This is a genomic window from Mycolicibacterium pallens, assembly GCF_019456675.1.
GTDB lineage: Bacteria > Actinomycetota > Actinomycetes > Mycobacteriales > Mycobacteriaceae > Mycobacterium > Mycobacterium crocinum.
Genome location: NZ_CP080333.1, coordinates 1,790,492 through 1,808,384, shown reverse-complemented (window position 1 = coordinate 1,808,384; position 17,893 = coordinate 1,790,492). Strand labels below are relative to the sequence as shown.

Here is a 17,893-nt window from a genome sequence, read left to right as displayed (position 1 = left end):
ATCCTGCCCATGTCGGGGCAGATATCCCGTCAGGTGTTCGTTCGCCGAGCACTGGGCGGGCTGGCGGGTGCGGTGCTGCTGAGTTCGTGCCGTCAGGCGACGCCCCATGCGGTGTCCAGTCCGGGGCCGCCCGACTGGACTGCGCTGGGCGGCCGGCTCGACGGTGCCCTGATCCTGCCGTCCGACGCGCAGTATGGTCCGTCCAAGGGCATCTTCAATGCGCGCTTCAACGGCAGCACACCCGCCGCCGTCTTGTCCGCGGCGTCGGTGACCGATGTGCAGAAGGCACTGGCGTTCGCCTCGGAGAACCACATCGGCGTCAGCGTGCGCAGCGGCGGGCACTCCTACATCGGCGCGTCGTCACTCGACGCCACGTTGGTGATCGATCTGCGCCGGCTTCCCGGCGGCGTCGACGTCGGCAACGACCAGGTGACGCTGTCCCCCGCGACCGACCTGGACTCCATTCAGACCCAGCTGGCTTCCCGCGGGCGGTCGATTCCCTCGGGCAGCTGCCCGACGGTCGGTGTTGCGGGGCTGGCGCTGGGTGGCGGGCTGGGCTCGGACGCGCGGCTACACGGACTGACCTGTGATGCGCTGGTGTCGGCCGCGCTGGTGTTGCCCACCGGTGAGATGGTGACGGCCTCCGCCGACGACCATCCCGACGTGTTCTGGGCTCTGCGCGGTGGCGGCGGTGGAAACCTCGGCGTGGTGACGTCGTTGACGTTTCGCACCTTTCCGGTCAGCGACCGCGATGTGGTGACCCTGACGTTCCCGATGGAGATGGCCGCCGCGGTGATCGCCGGGTGGCAGGATTGGCAGAGCGCAGCCGACCGGAACGTCTGGGGCATGGTGAATCTCACGGTCGGCGACGGGCCCGGACGCTGCACGGTCATCCTGGCGACTCCGTCGGGCAGCGGCCCCGCCGTCGCCGGTGACATGCTCTCCACAGCAGGGCTATCGGCATTATCGACCCGAACCCGCACGCTGAACCGGATCGACTTCGTGCACTACTTCGAAGGTGGGGACGACGCCCGGGCGCCGCGGGCGTTTGTCGCAGGCTCGGACATTGTCGGCGAAATGACCTCGGCTGCAGCCGAATCCATTGTCACCGCGATGTCGGCCTGGCCGGCGGGCGCCGGGTCGGCGACGGCGGTGATCGAGTCCCTGTCCGGCGCGGTCAGTGATGTCGATCCGGCAGACAGCGCCTTCCCGTGGCGACGGCAAGCGGCGTCCGTTCAGTGGTACACCGAGTCCACCGCCGATGCGGCAGCCGGTTGGCTCACCGCGGCGCACCACGCGCTGGGGCCGGCGTCGGTGGGCGGCTACATCAACTACCCTGAAGCCGGCCAGCCTCTTGCGCGGTACCTCGGGCCGAACCTGCAGCAGTTCAACGCCATCCGCCAGAAGTACGATCCGGCGACGGTGATGCGATCCGGCATCGGCACCGGCGGTTAGATCACGGGACGGGAGTAACCACGACGGTGATGGCGGTCGCATTCGAGTCGGAGGCGATGACCAGTTGGGCGGCGTTGGCGGCCGAAACAACGTGGCCGCCGGTCACAGTCACCGCGTAGCCGTTCGGGAACTCCACCTGCGGAACGGAAATCGTGGTCAGCGCGCCGTCGGCGAAGGTTCCCGAGCCATCGACCTTCGCGGTGGAGTAACCGAAGGTAAAGATCCCGTTGGTGAACGACCACTTCTTCGGCGTGCCCGAGACCAGCTGCGGGTAGGGCGAGGCCAACGTCAGCAGGTTGCCGATGTTGACGTTGTCGCCCGTGGGGTCCTTCGCCGGGTCCCAGACCAGAGCCTCGACATCGGGCGAACCGGTGATGTCACCGACTCCGGTGTACGCCCAGTCGGCCCAACTCATGAAGTACCGGTCGCCGGACTGCATCTCCTTGGTGAGCGTATCGATGTCATTGGTGGCACCGAACTCGTTCATCATCGCCGGGACATTGTGCCGCTTCGAGTAGTTCGCCGCTTGAACCGCGAGCGTGTTGGCGATCTTGGTGCACAGCGCACCACCGATCGGGCCGCAGTAATTGTGGAATGCCAGAACGTAGTTCGGGTCGGTGACCTTCCCGAGCAACGCTATCGGGATACCGAGCAGGGTGGGCACTTCGGTGACTGCGGGGTTGGGCGGTTCCAGGTAGAGCGGCGTGGTCCCGTCGACCGATCGGATGGCGGCGGCGACCTGGTTGTACATCGGGGTCAGCTGTTGGGTCGCGAAGAACGAGCCGCCGAATAACGCGACCGGGTAGTTAGAGCCGGGAAACGGTTCGTTCATGATGTCATAGCCGATGACCGCGGAATTGCCGCTGAAGTAGCTTGCGACGTTTTGCCACGTCAGCGCGTAATTGTCCAGCAGGCCAAGACCATTCGGCGCATCGGCGTTGCCCCAGAACGCATCCCACGCATGTGCCAGAGCGCCGTTGACGTAATAATTTCCCGGGAAGCCAGAGTTCTTGTTCGGCCGGCCGCCACCATCGGAGGCCCACGCGGGTGCGCCCTCACCGTAGAAGGTGCCGCTGTAGAGGTCCTGGTGCATGTCGATGACGGTGTAGATGCCGTGGTCGGCCAACATCTGCACGGTGGCCTTGATCGAGTCGAGGTAGGCGGTGCGGATCACGCCCGGTTGCGGCTCCACCGCCGCCCAGATCACGCCCAGCCGCACCACATTGAAGCCATTGTCCTGGAGGAATTGCGCGTCCGCTTCGTCGAAACCAGTCGCGGACGGCTCATACGGCGCAAGCTTGTACACCTCGTTGACGCCGTGCAGGATGACGGTCTGCCCGGCGCTGTTGGTGATCCAGGTGCCGATCTGCGACAGCGGCGGCACCGATCCGCTGGGAGTCTGTGCCGCGACGGTTGCGCCGGAATTGCCAACGGCGCCATGGCTTCCGAGCCAGCCGGCAGTCCCGCCGGCACCGCCGAGTGCCGGCAGTTGCGTCGACGTGCCGCCGACACCGCTCTTGCCGGCATTGCCACCGTCACCGCCGCTGCCCAAGAACGCCGCGCCGTTGCCGCCCCGACCACCGCGGCCGCCGTCGATTCCCTCGCCGCCGTTGCCGCCCCGACCACCGACGCCGAAGATCAGGCCGGTTCCGTCCCCGCCCGCACCACCGACTCCCCCGGCCGCGCCGACGACAGCGACACCGGCGTTGCCACCGTCACCGCCGATACCCATGAGCCGCCCGCCGGCTCCGCCCGCACCACCGTCGGCGCCGGCACCCCCGCTGCCGCCGGCTCCACCGTTGCCCAACGCTCCGGCTCGACCGCCCGCGCCACCGTCAACGCCGTCATCGGTGCTGTTCCACCCGGCACCGCCGTCGCCGAGGAGCCACCCGGCTGCGCCACCGTTGTGGTTGGCTGCGGTGCCGTCAGCGCCGTTGCCGATCACATACGACCCGGCCGCCGTATTGATGAAGTCGTCGACCTGACGGCCGAGTTCGCTTGCGATCCAGGCCTGAACGACGACGTGAAGCGGGGTGTACACCAGCTGCTGGAATACCGCGGTCAGGTTCGGTGGCGCAGCGATCTGCGCCACGGCAGACGAAGTACTCGTCGTGACGGAGGCGGCCGGTGCCGGGGCGCCGAGCCGAGCGGTGGAGGCGGTTGCGGACCTGCTTCCGACATAGGACGTTTCCAACGCGCCGACCACGGTCGACAGCGCCAACTCGGTCACGCTGACCGGTCCGCTGGGGGCAGCGGCCGCACGGGCGGTCGGCTTGGCCGACACCACTGAAGCCACTTTCTGCGCCGACGTCGTCCGCTTGGGTGGCGGATTGGTGGTTGCCCTGGTTGCTCGCGCCGCAGTCGGGCCCGCAGCGTGGCCGCGCGCAGAGGAGGCCGACGGGTGCCCGCCGCCGGAGTCGTCTGAATCTGCCCATGCCACCGCATTCGCCGAGGCCAGAGCCGCACCGATACCCAGCGCGATAGCCAGGCCACCGACCCGACCGATATGAGCGGACGCGTTCATGCATCTGTGTATACGGGACCCGGGTAAGCGCTGAAGTCAATTTGCCGCACATCGGCGCGCCGTGCCGCGGGCGTGCGCTTCAGTCGGCTGCGGCCAGCAGCCGTCGGGCGAAATCGGGCGGGTCGATGAACGGTGACATATGCGCCCAGTCATCGACGATCTGTAGCCCGGAGCCCGGCAGGTCGGCCGCCAGCATCGACATCACCCCGGCGCACCTCCCGGACCGCCCGGCCGTCGTCCGCGATCTCCGTTGCGGTGAACCACCGCGCGATGGTGGCTTCGACGTCGAGCTCCGCACCCGAGCGCAAAGGGTCTGCGGCAGAGCGGAATTCAGGAACCGGAGTGTCACGCGTGCACACCAGGCGCGCCGACATCGTGCCACAATCACCGTTGCCCCACAGCCGGATCCGATGGACGATGACTCATGCTCGGACACCTGGGAATCAACGTTGCCGACTTGGCGGCGGCGAAGATCTACTACGACGCGCTGATGCCGCTCGTGGGCTTCGAGCCCTTCCTCGATGATCATGACCAGTTCGCGTTCCGCCCCGCGGGCGGCAAGCGCGGCACATACCTCTTCTTCTACCCGGCAGGTGATCCCACCCCGTACTCGCGCGAAGGCGCCGGACTTCAGCACCTGGCCTTTATGGTCACGTCACGCTCGGCTGTCCACGACGTCCACCGCCTGGTGCAACAACTCGGCGGAGAGGTAGTGCACGAACCACAGATTTTTCCGCAGTATCCGCCGCCCTACTTCGCGACGTTCTGGCTCGACCCGTTCGGCGTGATGCTGGAAGCGGTCTGTCACTACGACCGTGACTGAGCCTGCGAACTCGGTCAGGAAGGGACGACGGCGTCGGATCGCGGGTGGGTCGTCCATGTAATCGGTGACTTTGGTCCCTGGTCGGTCGTCGAATCACAGCGCAAGGTCAGACAGTGGCGGGAAACGACAGGAACACCGACAGCGATTGGAGACCTGCGTGACAGCTGAAGCGCCAGCACGGGGACATTTGAAGGCCAGCCGTCCGTTCCCGGCCCGCACGGGTCCCAAGGGCAATCTGATCTACAAGCTCGTCACGACCACCGATCACAAGCTGATCGGCATCATGTACTGCGTCGCCTGCTTCATCTTCTTCTTCATGGGCGGCCTGATGGCGTTGTTCATCCGCGCCGAGCTGGCTTTTCCTGGTTTGCAGTTCCTGTCGAACGAGCAGTACAACCAGCTGTTCACCATGCACGGCACCGCGATGCTGCTGTTCTATGCGACGCCGATCGTGTTCGGGTTCGCCAACCTGGTGCTGCCGCTGCAGATCGGCGCCCCCGACGTGGCCTTCCCCCGGCTGAACGCCCTGTCGTTCTGGCTCTTCGTGTTCGGAGCCCTGATCGCCCTCAGCGGCTTCATCACCCCAGGGGGTGCGGCCGACTTCGGTTGGACCGCCTACACCCCGCTCTCGGACGCCATGCACACCCCGGGCGCCGGTGGTGACCTGTGGATCCTCGGCCTGGCTGTCGGTGGTCTGGGCACCATCCTCGGCGCGGTCAACATGATCACCACCGTGGTCTGCATGCGTGCCCCCGGCATGACGATGTTCCGGATGCCCATCTTCACCTGGAACATCTTCGTCACGTCGATCCTGGTGCTGCTCATCTTCCCGCTGCTGACCGCCGCATTGTTCGGCCTGGCGGCCGACCGCCGTCTGGGCGCGCACATCTATGACCCCGCCAACGGTGGCCTCACCTTGTTTCAGCATCTGTTCTGGTACTTCGGTCACCCCGAGGTGTATGTCATCGCGCTGCCGTTCTTCGGCATCGTCTCGGAGATCTTCCCGGTGTTCTCCCGTAAACCGATCTTCGGCTACACCACGCTGATCTACGCCACCATGGCGATCGCCGCCCTGTCGATGTCGGTGTGGGCCCATCACATGTTCGTGACCGGAGCCGTTCTGTTGCCGTTCTTCAGCTTCATGACCTTCTTGATCGCGGTGCCCACCGGCATCAAGTTCTTCAACTGGATCGGCACCATGTGGAAGGGCCGGATGACCTTCGAGACGCCGATGCTGTTCTCGTTGGGCTTCCTGGTGACGTTCCTGCTCGGTGGTTTGTCCGGTGTGCTGCTGGCCAGCCCGCCGCTGGACTTCCACGTCAGCGATACGTATTTCGTGGTGGCGCACTTCCACTACGTGCTGTTCGGCACGATCGTGTTTGCCACCTACGCCGGCATCTACTTCTGGTTCCCCAAGATGACCGGACGATTGCTCGACGAGAAGCTGGGCAAGCTGCATTTCTGGCTGACGTTCATCGGCTTCCACTCCACCTTCCTGGTGCAGCACTGGCTCGGTAACGCAGGCATGCCGCGCCGCTACGCCGACTACCTGCCCACCGACGGGTTCACCACTTTGAACATCATCTCCACGTTGGGTTCGTTCATCCTCGGTGTCTCGGTGCTGCCGTTTGTGTGGAACGTCTTCAAGTCCTGGCGCTACGGCGAGGTCGTCACGGTCGACGATCCGTGGGGCTACGGCAACTCGCTGGAGTGGGCCACCTCGTGCCCGCCGCCGCGGCACAACTTCACCGAGCTGCCCCGGATCCGTTCGGAGCGACCGGCATTCGAGCTGCACTACCCGCATATGGTCGAGCGGATGCGGGCCGAGTCCCACGTCGGTCGTGCGCACGGCCCCGCCGACGGGGACGTGACGCGCCTGGACAACGAGATCGTCCGCACCTGAGCGGACCCCTGGTCGTTAACGTCATTGTCCCCTGATGACGGTTGATGCACCGGCTCCCATGTTGTTGCGCACCCGCCACGCCGACGTACCGATCATGTAAGTGTGGATCACCGGGTCGAGCTCAATTCTCAGGAACGCTATTCGACTGTCTCCGCGAGCATGGAGACTGCGATAGCTGTTCACAATGTGCCGGCCCAGCCAAAATTGAGAGAAGACGCGAGTCGCGTCGTGATCCGTCCAGTCGATCACTTCAGCGCGGCCGGTCAGCTGAATGGTGCCAGGAGGGACCCACCACAGCAACCGCCGAGGTGTGGGTATGACGAGCGAGACTCGTGGATTTGCAACGATATTGCGCGCCTTCTGCAGATGGCGGCGGGTCATCACATAAATCGCGCTGCCGGAGCCTGATACACCGTAGGTGATGCCGGCGGACGCTGGCCGGCCGGCGGGGTCACTGGTGGCGAGTACTGCGAAGTGCTGTCGTCGCATCGCGCGCAACACTGTTGCGTAGGTCAGGTGTGTCTTCGGCACGGGCGAAATCCCATCCCCGGCCGCCGTCAGCGAGAGCCGCCACGTAGGACGGCCAGGCGTTGTTGGTACTCGGCTTCGTCGATGTCACCACGGGCGAAGCGGGTCGCCAACAGCTGCTCGGGTGACTCGGTATAGCGCGGGGGCTGAAGGACGGAACTCGCCTGAGCATTACCCGTATTGGAGCGTACTAGCGCGATGATCGCGACGATGACGAGGATCCAAAACAGCACCATTCCGATTGCCATGCCCGTGTATCCCCATCCGCTCATGTCGTGGTCGGACCAGAACATCATGGGACCTTCTCCTTTCCTCTCGTTGTGCTAGCCGGTGCGGCTGAGCGGGGTCAGCCCGTGTAGTCGAGGGTGGTCATCATGCCGGCTTCCATGTGGTAACCGTTGTGGCAGTGCAGCATCCAGGTTCCTGGATTGTCGGCGACCAACCTGACCGCCACCGCCTGCTGCGGTTTGACGATGAGGGTGTCCTTGCGAGCGCCGAGGCTGCCGTCGGGCCGGACGACCTGAAACGTATGGCCGTGCAGGTGCATCGGATGCCACATCGTGGTTGCGTTGGTGAAGGTCAAGGTGGCGTGCTGACCCTGACGGATGGTCAGCGGGACGGTGTGGTCGTAGGGGTGGCCGTTGATCATCCAGTCGTACTGCATCATCGTGCCCGACAGGCGAGCCTGGAGGTCGAGGTCGCTGTCGGTTGGGAGCTGCACTTGCGGTGTGGCGGTGAAGGTGTCCACGGTTCCGATCCGGCCGCTGAGCTCAGGAGGCCGGAAGGCGGCGTCAGGCGCGCTGCCGGCTCCCGTGGTGAGCAGCGCGCGGGCGACGGCGTTCTTGCCTTCCGCAGCGGCGACGAGAGGGAACACACCGGCCGCGGCGGTCACGACGATGTCGTAGCGCTCCCCCATGCCCAGCAGAAGGGCATCGACATCGGTGGGCACCACCGGGAACCCGTCGGTGTGGGTCACGGTCATGCGGTGCCCGGCCAAAGCGACCCGGAATGCGGTGTCGGCGGCGGCGTTGATGAGACGAATTCTGATGCGCTGTCCGGGCTTTGCGTCGAAGCTTGTCGGTGCAGATGGGATGCGGCCGTTGATGATGTAGTACGGATAGCTGACGTCGCCGCTGTCGCCGCCGAGCAGGTCACTCGGCCCCGCCCCGCCCACGCCGGGAATCGCGGGCATCTGGCCCATGCCGGGCATCCCGGGCATGGACCCACCGCCGGTACTCATCGAGCGCAGTCCCCTGTAGATCTCGTCGGGGCTGGTTCCCACTCCGGAGGTCCAGTCGTCGAGCATCACGATCCACTCGGCGTCATAGCGGCCGGGGTCGGCTGGGTCATCGATGATGACCGGCACATACAAGCCGTAGTCGGTGTCCATGCCGGCATGCGGGTGGGCCCAGTACGTTCCCGGATATGGTGAGCTGAACCGGTATTCGAAGCTGGAACCATGCGCGATGTCGCGACTGGCCGGCGCGGCACCGTCCATGTCGTTGCGCAAGGCGATGCCGTGCCAGTGCACCGACGTCGGGTGGCCGAGTCCGTTGTCGACGGTGACCGCTATCTCGTCCCCGACATTGGCCCGAATCAGCGGCCCGGGAATCTGGCTGTTGTAGGCCAAAGTTCGCGCCTTGGTCCCGCCGAGGTCAATGTCGGCGGGACCGGGCGCCAAGCGGGCCGAGACCGTTTTGCCGGTGTGCGGACGGGCCGCCTCGGCCGCGGCGATCGCGTCAGCCGCAGTCGTACCGCCCGGTGCACGAGGCGCGGTGGAACGGCCACACGCCACCAATGCCGCACCACCGAGGAGACCGGCCGCGAGAAAACCGCGCCGCGTCAGGGGTGCGGAGTGCGTCATGGCCTTCCTAGAGGGTGCTCAGGATCTGGTTCATGGTGTCGATCTCCTTCTGCTGGCTGGTCGCGATCGACTTGGCCAGGGCAACGGCGTCGGCGAACTGACCGTTCTTGATCTCGTTCTGCGCCATGGTGATTGCGCCCTGGTGATGCTTGATCATCTGAGTGAGGTACAACTTGCTGGCCTCCACACCCTGGGCGCTTTGCAGAGCCTGCATATCGGCCGGCGACATCATTCCGTCCATACCGGGCATATCACCCATTCCGGGCATACCTGGCATCATCGAACCGCTGGGCATCGGCATGGTCGCGGTGGTGGTGGGTGATGCCGTAGCAGTGTCGGAGCCGTGCATGCCGCCATGATCGGACGGCGCGTTGCCGGGTGTGCCATTCATGCCGGGCATATCGTCCATATCCGGCATGCCGCTCATTCCCGGCATGCCGTTCATCCCCGGCATGCCCCACTGCTTCAACCAACCTTGCATCTGGTCGATCTCCGGGCCCTGTGCGGCCTTGATCTGCTTGGCGAGGTCGACCACCCGGGGGTCGATGCCCTGCTTGGCAAAGATCATGTCGCTCATCTGAATAGCCTGCTGATGATGAGGGATCATCATCCGGGCGAACATCATGTCGGCCTGGTTATGCGCGGCTGCCGGAGCCGCCGATGTGCTCTGAGCCGGAGACGCCGCCGTCGACGACGACGATGCATCCTTGGTCGCCGAGTTACTACACGCACCGATGGCGGCCACCGCGGCGAACGCGGCCACGCCGGTCACCACAATCCTCGTCTTACTCACAACACATCCCTTTCATCGATCCAGCATTTCGATCCGCTTCCGAGCCTTCCGGGGTTCGGTAGGGGTGACCTAGTGGTTCTGTGAAGATTCGATAAAGAAGTTCTGCTTCGCGGCGGTGCTGCACAAGCCGTCCCCGGGTCTTCGATTCGGCGCATCGTCGAGTCGGCTGATCAGGCCGACGACCACGCACCTTTACTAATACCCCCAGGGGGTATATATTTGGCGCAGGAGGAATCATGAGTGTTGTCATTCGAGTGGGCGGAATGTCGTGCGGCCACTGCGCCAATGCCATTCGCCAGGCGGTCACGCCGCTGGCCGGAGTAGAGCGAGTCGATGTCGACGTGGCGTCCGGCATCGTGACAGCGCACGGCGACTGCGACGCCGCCAGTATTTCCGCGGCTATTACGCGCGCCGGGTACACCCCCGAGGGTGAAGTCGAACCCGCCCCTCGACCGTCGTTGCCGATGGCGGACTCGCCAAAAGGCCATTGCTGCTGCGGGTGAGCTGTTCCGACTCGGCGCGAATCACCCTTCGATGACCCGGGTCACGTACGGCGTCATCCCAGCCGTTCGGACCGGTGACACTTTGACCGGCACCCCTGTCTGCTGAGCTTCGAGCATCTGGCCGCCACCCAGGTAGATCGCCTCGTGCTGACTGCCCCCGGGCCCCCAGAACAGCAGGTCTCCCCGTTTCGCCTGCGAAGGCGGCACTTTGCGCCCCGCGTTGTACTGATCGCCCGACCATCGTGGCAGCAGTACGCCAACACCGGCGTAGGCATATCTGGTAAGGCCGGAACAATCGAAACCAACTGTGCCCGAGCCGGAATCGATTCCATTGCTCGGGCCGGTGAGGCTCCCGCCGCCCCACGAGTAGGGAACACCAATTTGACTGCCGGCACGGCGGATGACGTACTCAATTGCCTGACTGCCAGAGACGCGGTTCAGTCCGTCACGAGTCACCTCAGCCCCAGTGCCTCCCAACCCCAAGCTATGAAGAAACGAACGGCCGAGGTCCATTGTTGTCTGGGCGGCCTGGGCGGTGGCCCGCAGGGACGCGTTCGCGATAGCCAGGGGGTCGCCCGGCGCTCCGGCACTGGTGACTCTGGGAAGCGACGGGTCCCAGGCGTCGCTTCCGGGATCCGCCGCTGCCGGCGAGGTGACCTGCAGAATGATCGCCGCCAAGAGCAGACATGCCAGGCCGCCCAGCCGCCGAGAGAACATCACGGATCACCGTCCTTGCCGTCCTGCCCGCGTCAACGCATCGGCGTTGTTGATGTCGGCCGGGCTTCGCGAAAAACGTGCTGCCAAAATTGCGTTCCTACGTAGTACGTACTTACTACGTAGGAATGAACCGTAACAGCGACCGCCAGTCGTTCACACTTGTCCGCCGTATCACTTGGATAACGATCGGCAAGCACGGCGCGTCGACCCAGCCATTGCGGGGCGTGCCGAACGTGACGAATCTCGGCGGCCAGCTACGCCTTTTTCGCGCTACCGGTCCGTCGTGCCAGGCGCCGCAACACGGCCCGCAGTCCTTCGGATTCGTCGGGATCCATCTGCTCGACGAAATGGGCGAGCACCAGTTCCGGTCGCCCACCACCATCAAGTGCCTCACGCATCAGACTCGCGGTGTGTTCTTCGCGGGTCATCACGGCCCAGTAGCGATATGCCCGGCCGTCTTTCTCACGCTCAAGCCACCCCTTGGTGTGCAGGTTGTCCATCGTGGACATCACTGTCGTGTAAGCGATCCGGCGTTCCCCGGCGAGCTCGTCAAAGATCTCACGCACCGTGACGGTGTATGGGTCGTGATCCCAAATCTTCGCCATGACAGCGGCTTCCAGCTCACCGAATCCTCGAACCTTCATGCATATCCTTCACTTATTGATCGGAGGTGCGTACTCACGGTGCGCACGAAGCCAGGCCTGCACCGAGCGCCAATGCCACCGATACGATCACCGTCGCTGCGAGCAAAGCAGTGCCAGGCACCACCGATCGGGATCCATGCGACGTTCCGGAGAAAGATGTCGCCGACAGCCGCTCCAGCCGCAATTGTGCGCTTCCCGACGCGATTCCAAGCGAAACTGCGGGTGCGGGGGCGTATCGGAGAGTCTGGATCGCACGCCGGAGCGGACGATGACCGTGGATCCGCGCAGCGTGAGCGTCGGCGTCCAGTTCGATGAGCATGCGCACCAGGGCCGGCGACTGCCGCGTCAGAGGCAGCCAAGCAATACCTGCCGACAACGCCTGTGCCACAGCAATAAACCAATGATGACGCCGTTGCAGGTGGGCATCCTCGTGTGACCTGATGGCCCTCACAGCAGCCTGGTCGAGGCAGTCGCGAAGGCCGCGACTCATCACCACCAACGGTGGGCTGCCGGTCAAGCTATAGGCGTGGGGCTCAGAAGTCGGAAGCCACAGAACCCTGCCTGCTTGCGGTGCGGTCCCCGTCAAGAGCCAGGCCAACTCGGTGTGGCGGGCGTGTACCCGGCGACGATGTCGTGTCACGCCGGCAATCTGCCAACCGCCTCCGATTATGGCGATAACGACGGCGGCACCACTGAGCAGTCCCATGAGGACGCCGACCCACCACGGCATTTCGACACCCAAGGCTAGCCAACAACCATGTATCAGCCCTGAGACTGCAGGAAGTGCGATCGCGATGACTGTCAGAGACACCAAATTTGCCCAGGTAATCAGCAAAACTCCGGCGTCGACACCCCGACGCATTCCGAGGCGTAACAGGGGCGGAGACAAGAGCCCGATGAGGAGACCACCGGCAGTCCACACGACGACGCTTGTCACGGCACTCACCGTGCGGTCATTCCCAGGGTGCGGGCCGTGGTGGCACCGCAGCGATGCGGTTCTCGCATTGACACCCGCCAATGGTACCCGGGAAGCCATGGCCGCCCATGGAAGTCACCGTGTCGCGAAGTGTGTCACCTACTGAGCTTCACCGTAGCCAACTCGATTCGAGCCGAGCTGAGAACGACATTCGTCTCTGCTCTCGATGACCCACGAGCGCATCCCGACTCCGGCGGCTAACGGAACTGAGGTGGGCTACTGCGCTGGCGGACCACCGGCGCTCTGATTCGGAATGTCCGTGATGGGCAGGTTAGGTGCCGGCCTCGGCGACGGAGTGCCCGGTAGCGAGGGGATCCGACTAGCGGGAATGTCAACCAACGCGTTGACCGGTGGACCGTTGACGCGGCCCCCATAACTACTGCCCGGCGGCCGTGGACCAAGCAGGTGGCTCACAGTCACCAAGTGGTAGCCGTTGGCGAGCAGCACCGGAATGAACTGGTACACCACGTCGACGGTGCTGGAGTACGTGTCGTGGAGAAGCACCACCGAGCCAGGTTTGATCTGGGTCTTGAGCATGTAGACCGTGGCCGCGGTGTTCGAATCGTTGATCCAGTCGAACGGAATGACGTCCCAGAGAATCTCAGCCAGGCCCTGCCGGGCGGCGGCCGAGCGCACGGCCTCAGACGACAGCCCACCCGCGGGCCGGTACAGCTGCGGTGCGTGTCCGGTCGCGGCAGCAATCGCCTCGCTGCCCTTGCTGAGCTGGGAGGCGATGTCCATCAACGGAATCGTGCTCATGTTCGGGTGTTCCCAGGTGTGATTGCCGATCTCCATCCCGGCATCGGCAATCCGCCGGGCGGCGGCGGGGTCGGCGGCCACCTTGTTGCCGATCAAGAAGAAGGTCGCTTTGGCGTTGTAGGACGTCAACACCCGAAGTAGCCGATCAGTGAAGGGGGTAGGGCCATCATCGAATGTCAGCGCCACGCACTTGACCCGCTCACAGTCAACATGATCAGGGTCGGTGGCCTGCCGATGACGGGCAGCGAAGACCATAGTGGTGGCGACGATGACCACCACAGCCGCCAGAGCGGCCGCCTGCCACCACAGCCGCATCGCCCCCATACGCATGGGCACAACACCTCCAGTCCGTGTCGGCCGAAGCCGAGCCTGCGCTGCTCGGCCCCGACGGTATCGCCCATTGCTACGCGCCCTCCACCGCTGCCGCCAACACTACTGCTCAACTACGTACGTACAGCTGACGTATACAAATGCCGAAGGTCGACAGGGTAAGCACACCCAGCCGTCAACCCGCAGGATTAGACCGGCTTCTCCGACGGTGCGGGCAGCTTGAGGCGTTTGAGCATCAACGCGTTGACCGCGACGATGAAACTCGACCCTGACATCGACAAGGCCGCGATCTCCGGGCGCAGCACAAAACCGAACGCTGGTTCGAAGACACCCGCGGCGATCGGCAACGCAATTACGTTGTATCCCACCGCCCATCCGAGATTTTGGCGCATCTTACGCAGGGTGGCCCGACCGATCCGCAATGCGATCGGGACGTCAAGGGGGTCGGAGCGCATCAACACCAAGTCGGCCGTCTCGATCGCGACGTCGGTACCCGCTCCGATTGCCACACCGAGGTCAGCTTGCGCCAAAGCGGGAGCATCGTTGACACCGTCGCCGACCATGGCGGTTTTCCTGCCCTGGCCCTGTAGGTCAGCGATCTTGCCGGCCTTGTCCCCCGGCAGGACTTCGGCGATCACCGTGTCGATACCGATCTGCTCGGCGATCCTGGCAGCGGTGGCCACGTTGTCTCCGCTGAGCATGACCACCTGGACTCCCAAGTCATGCAGTTCCCGGACTGCCTCCGCTGAAGTTTCCCGGGCGGCATCAGCAAGCGTAATCACGCCGGCACCACGTCCGTCCACGGCCACCAGCACCGCGGTGCGCCCGGTGGAGGCGAGCTCGTCACGGCGAGCCATCAGATCTGACGGAAAGTCGACTCCCTCCTCGACCATCAGCTTGCGGTTGCCGACAGCAACGCGACGGCCGGCCACCGTGGCAATGGCTCCGTGACCGGGGACGTTGCGGAATTCAGTCAGCGATGCCGCAGCGACTCCGCGATCGCGGGCGTAGCGAACGATCGCGGCGGCCAGGGGATGTTCGGACTGTGTCTCGACTGCAGAGACCAATCCCAGCAACTCGTTCTCGCTGACATCGGCGGCGGCGACGAAGTCGGTGACCTCGGGCTCCCCTTTGGTCAGTGTTCCGGTCTTGTCCATCACGACGGTTTGGATGCGCGCCGAGGTCTCAAGGGCAGTGGCATTCTTGAAAAGCACTCCCCGCTGTGCGCCGAGTCCGGTTCCCACCATGATCGCGGTGGGAGTGGCCAGACCAAGCGCGTCCGGGCAGGTGATGACCACCACGGTGATGGCGAATAGCAGTGCTGTTTGAACACCGGCGCCCACCGCCCACCACACCAAGAACGTAAGGGTGCCACCAATGAGCGCAACGAGCACCAACCAGAACGCGGCCCGGTCAGCAAGGCGTTGGCCGGGCGCCTTCGAATTCTGAGCTTCCTGCACCATGGCCACGATCTGGGCCAACACCGTGTCCGAGCCCACCTTGGTGGCCCGCACACGCAGGGTTCCGGTGGTGTTGATCGAGGCACCAATCACGTTGTCGCCGGGCACTTTCGAGACAGGCAGACTCTCACCGGTGACCATCGACTCGTCAACCTCCGATCTGCCCTCTTCCACCGTGCCATCGACGGGGATCTTGGCACCGGGCCGGATCAGGAGCAGGTCACCGGCCGCAACCTCGGCGGTGGGCACCTCAACCAGCTCGCCGTTTCGGACCACGACGGCCATCGGCGGCGCTAGCTCCATAAGCGCGCGGATCGCCTCGTTGGCGCCGCCGCGTGCGCGCATCTCGAACCAATGCCCTAGGAGCACAAAGGTTGTCAACATCGCAGCGGCTTCGTAGAACACCTCCCCGCCACCGGTGAGGGTCACCGCGACGCTGTAGAGCCAGCCCGCGCCCACAGCGACCGCGACCAAAACCATCATGTCCAGCGTTCGCGCGCGCAACGCTCGCCACGCCCCGTCAAAGAAGATCCATGCCGAATAGAACACCACCGGCAGACTCAGCAGGAGGGTGAAGACGTCGTCGCGCATTCCGAACGGCGCGGGCACCATGAAGCCGAACATGTCGCGGCCCATCGGGGACCACAGCATGATGGGGACCGACAACGCCAGGGCGACCAGAAATCGGTTGCGCATGTCACGCACCATGGCCTCCATCGACATGCCGGCGTGGCCACAGTGACCCATCACGTCGTGTGGGGCGCGTTGCATAGCGGAGCCATGGGTGTGACCATCCTGAGCATCGCGGGCTGTGTGCGCTGAGCTCCCCGCGCTGGGTTCTGCCATCGGCTCGCAGATGTGGTCGGGCACCGAGCGACCAGCACAGTGAAAGCCGCAGTCGCGGATCCACTTCGATAGCTCAGCGACCGACGTGCTGTCTGGGTCAAAGACCACGGTCGCCGTTTGGTTGACGGCGTTGGCTTGCACCGCCGACACCCCCGGTCGACGCAACAATGTCGATTCAACAATCGATGTCGAAGTGGCCCAATGCAGCCCGTGGACATCGAGAACCGTTGTGGTGGTGGTCATCGGATCCCTCTCCGCTACGCCGCCTCGGCGCCAGCGCTGGTTGCCCATGCGGTCACCTCCGGCCGCTCCCAGCCGCACAGTTTCATCCACACCGCACCCTGAATTTTCCTCGTGCCGGTATGGCCCGGGTATGCCTTCGATAAAGATCTGACGAAGAAGAGACGATGCTGAACCACCCGAGGGGCAGGGCAGCTCAGCGCGTATCGTCCCCACAGAGCGAACGGAACGGCGGGCGGGAAGACCATGCGACGTATCGACGGTGATCACAGTGGGCACCGGAGGCGACTCGTCGTGACGGCCGTCCTCGTTCTGGTGGGCGCGGCGATCGTCGCCATCGCCATTTCCTCAGGCGCACTGCGGCTATGGAGATCGAGCGAGACCCGCCCCACTGCCGAGCAGTCAGCCCAGGATCGCTGTCAAACCGACGTCCTCAAGCGATTGGTGTCCGCCTCCACCGCGCACCTTTCCGACGTACGCACCGAAGCGAGCAGCCTTGACGTCGACGGTCGAGACCAGTTCCCCCTGACCCTCGACGAGCCTCTCAAAGGCATTGACACAGCACGTATCACCGTGTTGAACGTCTCCGGTGTGGTGAATGCGCCCACGGAAGTCGGCTCTACACTGCAGGACCACTTCGACTGCCGGGCCTACTTCGTCGATGGCTCACTAGTGCACACGCTGGTGCTCTTCGAGCACGAGCACTGACCGTCGCCGCTCTCCTAGCTTGGTGCGAACTCAGTCGTCGTGATGATGTTGGTGGCCATCGGCATTCGGCTGATCACCGCCGGTCTTGAGGTTCATGTCCGTCACCGGGCGTCCCGACTCGACCGGCACCGGTGCTGTCGAGGGTTGTGTCGCGGCCGGAACCACAGGGTCCGCGTGGTGAGAATGCCCGTCCATCTGCGTGCTGTGAATCGGCTCCTGTTCCGCTTCGGTCGCGGAGCCATGGTGATGGTGGTGGCCCTGGAGCCCGGACGCCAGGCCCACCGTAACCGCGCCGACCATCACGGTGTTGGCGCCCAGCAACACCAAAGCCCGCCCATACCCTGGGACCTCGTCCGTTCGGTAGCGTCGAGTCAACGCCCACCCTGCACCCATGACTACGTAGCACTGAAGCAACAGCACGCAAATGCCGGCCGCTTCCACGGCCTCGGGCTGACCGGCGTTGGGGCCAAACGGTGCGCCCGCGGTTCGCGACAACACCCACAGAGCGGCCGAACCGGCGTTGCCGAGGATGCCGGCGACGAGCACCACCATCGTCGGCCGTGACCATGCGATGAATCCCCAAACCAACTGGAACACAGCGATGGATGCGAAGAACAACCCCGACGGCAGCCAGTCCTTCCAGTGCATCGGCGTTACCGCGAAGTGGATGACCGCTGCACCGATCGACGCCGTCGCGGCGCACCGGGCGGCTAGCCGGCTATCGGTCTTGACTGCGTACTGGGCTGGCACACATCGACACTGACATCGAACGCCTGCCCGGACGAGCAGTAATTCATAACGTTCGAGTGCCAGCTCGGCC

17 protein-coding genes are annotated in these 17,893 nt (G+C 64.6%); 5 read left to right on the top strand and 12 right to left on the bottom strand.

Annotated elements, in window-relative coordinates:
* Positions 1 to 9 precede the first annotated feature (9 nt).
* The gene (locus tag K0O64_RS08880) at positions 10 to 1,455 is read left to right on the top strand and encodes an FAD-binding protein (RefSeq protein WP_096310809.1); all 1,446 of its coding nucleotides are present in this window, start codon (positions 10 to 12) and stop codon (positions 1,453 to 1,455) included.
* A gap of 1 nt (position 1,456) precedes the next feature.
* Here K0O64_RS08880 and K0O64_RS08875 read toward each other — a convergent pair whose 3' ends face one another.
* A complete protein-coding gene (locus tag K0O64_RS08875) occupies positions 1,457 to 3,979 on the bottom strand; it encodes a cellulase family glycosylhydrolase (RefSeq protein WP_096310807.1) in 2,523 nt (840 codons plus the stop codon).
* Positions 3,980 to 4,058: 79 nt separating this feature from the next.
* Positions 4,059 to 4,184, bottom strand: coding sequence for a hypothetical protein (locus tag K0O64_RS30160; RefSeq protein ID WP_256385477.1), 126 nt, complete (start codon positions 4,182 to 4,184; stop codon positions 4,059 to 4,061).
* A gap of 219 nt (positions 4,185 to 4,403) precedes the next feature.
* On the opposite strand from K0O64_RS30160, the gene K0O64_RS08870 reads away from it, so the two are divergent.
* A complete protein-coding gene (locus K0O64_RS08870) occupies positions 4,404 to 4,802 on the top strand; it encodes a VOC family protein (RefSeq protein WP_096310805.1) in 399 nt (132 codons plus the stop codon).
* Between the two features lie 157 nt (positions 4,803 to 4,959).
* Positions 4,960 to 6,705: an aa3-type cytochrome oxidase subunit I gene (gene ctaD, locus K0O64_RS08865; protein WP_096310803.1), complete on the top strand. Its 1,746-nt coding sequence runs from the start codon at positions 4,960 to 4,962 to the stop codon at positions 6,703 to 6,705.
* A gap of 21 nt (positions 6,706 to 6,726) precedes the next feature.
* On the opposite strand, the gene K0O64_RS08860 is transcribed toward ctaD, so the two are convergent.
* The 4 genes from K0O64_RS08860 to K0O64_RS08845 are packed head-to-tail and all read right to left on the bottom strand — an operon-like array spanning position 6,727 to position 9,890.
* Positions 6,727 to 7,236 (bottom strand): pyridoxamine 5'-phosphate oxidase family protein, encoded by a 510-nt coding sequence (locus tag K0O64_RS08860; RefSeq protein ID WP_096310801.1) that lies wholly within the window; start codon positions 7,234 to 7,236, stop codon positions 6,727 to 6,729.
* Positions 7,237 to 7,262: 26 nt separating this feature from the next.
* On the bottom strand, positions 7,263 to 7,529 hold the full coding sequence (locus K0O64_RS08855; protein WP_096310799.1) for an SHOCT domain-containing protein: 267 nt from the start codon (positions 7,527 to 7,529) through the stop codon (positions 7,263 to 7,265).
* Between the two features lie 50 nt (positions 7,530 to 7,579).
* Positions 7,580 to 9,097, bottom strand: a complete 1,518-nt coding sequence (locus tag K0O64_RS08850) for a multicopper oxidase family protein (RefSeq protein WP_096310797.1) — start codon at positions 9,095 to 9,097, stop codon at positions 7,580 to 7,582.
* Between the two features lie 7 nt (positions 9,098 to 9,104).
* A complete protein-coding gene (locus K0O64_RS08845) occupies positions 9,105 to 9,890 on the bottom strand; it encodes a DUF305 domain-containing protein (protein WP_096310795.1) in 786 nt (261 codons plus the stop codon).
* 236 nt (positions 9,891 to 10,126) lie between these two features.
* Between K0O64_RS08845 and K0O64_RS30295 the strand changes: the two genes are divergently transcribed.
* Positions 10,127 to 10,393 carry a heavy-metal-associated domain-containing protein gene (locus tag K0O64_RS30295; protein WP_096310793.1) on the top strand — a complete coding sequence of 89 codons (267 nt, stop codon included), beginning with the start codon at positions 10,127 to 10,129 and terminating at the stop codon, positions 10,391 to 10,393.
* 21 nt (positions 10,394 to 10,414) lie between these two features.
* On the opposite strand, the gene ripB is transcribed toward K0O64_RS30295, so the two are convergent.
* The 5 genes from ripB to K0O64_RS08815 all read right to left on the bottom strand — a co-directional run bounded on the left by ripB (position 10,415) and on the right by K0O64_RS08815 (position 16,368).
* Entirely contained in the window at positions 10,415 to 11,110 is a 696-nt protein-coding gene (ripB, locus tag K0O64_RS08835) for an NlpC/P60 family peptidoglycan endopeptidase RipB (RefSeq protein ID WP_096310791.1), read from the bottom strand.
* A 254-nt stretch (positions 11,111 to 11,364) separates the two neighbouring features.
* Positions 11,365 to 11,754: a BlaI/MecI/CopY family transcriptional regulator gene (locus K0O64_RS08830; RefSeq protein WP_096310789.1), complete on the bottom strand. Its 390-nt coding sequence runs from the start codon at positions 11,752 to 11,754 to the stop codon at positions 11,365 to 11,367.
* Between the two features lie 34 nt (positions 11,755 to 11,788).
* The gene (locus tag K0O64_RS08825; protein WP_225933731.1) at positions 11,789 to 12,460 is read right to left on the bottom strand and encodes a M56 family metallopeptidase; all 672 of its coding nucleotides are present in this window, start codon (positions 12,458 to 12,460) and stop codon (positions 11,789 to 11,791) included.
* Between the two features lie 486 nt (positions 12,461 to 12,946).
* Positions 12,947 to 13,813: a polysaccharide deacetylase family protein gene (locus tag K0O64_RS08820; RefSeq protein ID WP_096310785.1), complete on the bottom strand. Its 867-nt coding sequence runs from the start codon at positions 13,811 to 13,813 to the stop codon at positions 12,947 to 12,949.
* A gap of 194 nt (positions 13,814 to 14,007) precedes the next feature.
* Positions 14,008 to 16,368: a heavy metal translocating P-type ATPase gene (locus tag K0O64_RS08815; protein WP_096310783.1), complete on the bottom strand. Its 2,361-nt coding sequence runs from the start codon at positions 16,366 to 16,368 to the stop codon at positions 14,008 to 14,010.
* A 291-nt stretch (positions 16,369 to 16,659) separates the two neighbouring features.
* Here K0O64_RS08815 and K0O64_RS08810 point away from each other — a divergent pair, with 291 nt between their 5' ends.
* Entirely contained in the window at positions 16,660 to 17,073 is a 414-nt protein-coding gene (locus K0O64_RS08810) for a hypothetical protein (protein ID WP_225933667.1), read from the top strand.
* A 30-nt stretch (positions 17,074 to 17,103) separates the two neighbouring features.
* Here the strand turns inward: K0O64_RS08810 and K0O64_RS08805 are convergent, their stop codons facing one another.
* Positions 17,104 to 17,823: a hypothetical protein gene (locus K0O64_RS08805; protein ID WP_096310779.1), complete on the bottom strand. Its 720-nt coding sequence runs from the start codon at positions 17,821 to 17,823 to the stop codon at positions 17,104 to 17,106.
* Positions 17,824 to 17,893: the final 70 nt, after the last annotated feature.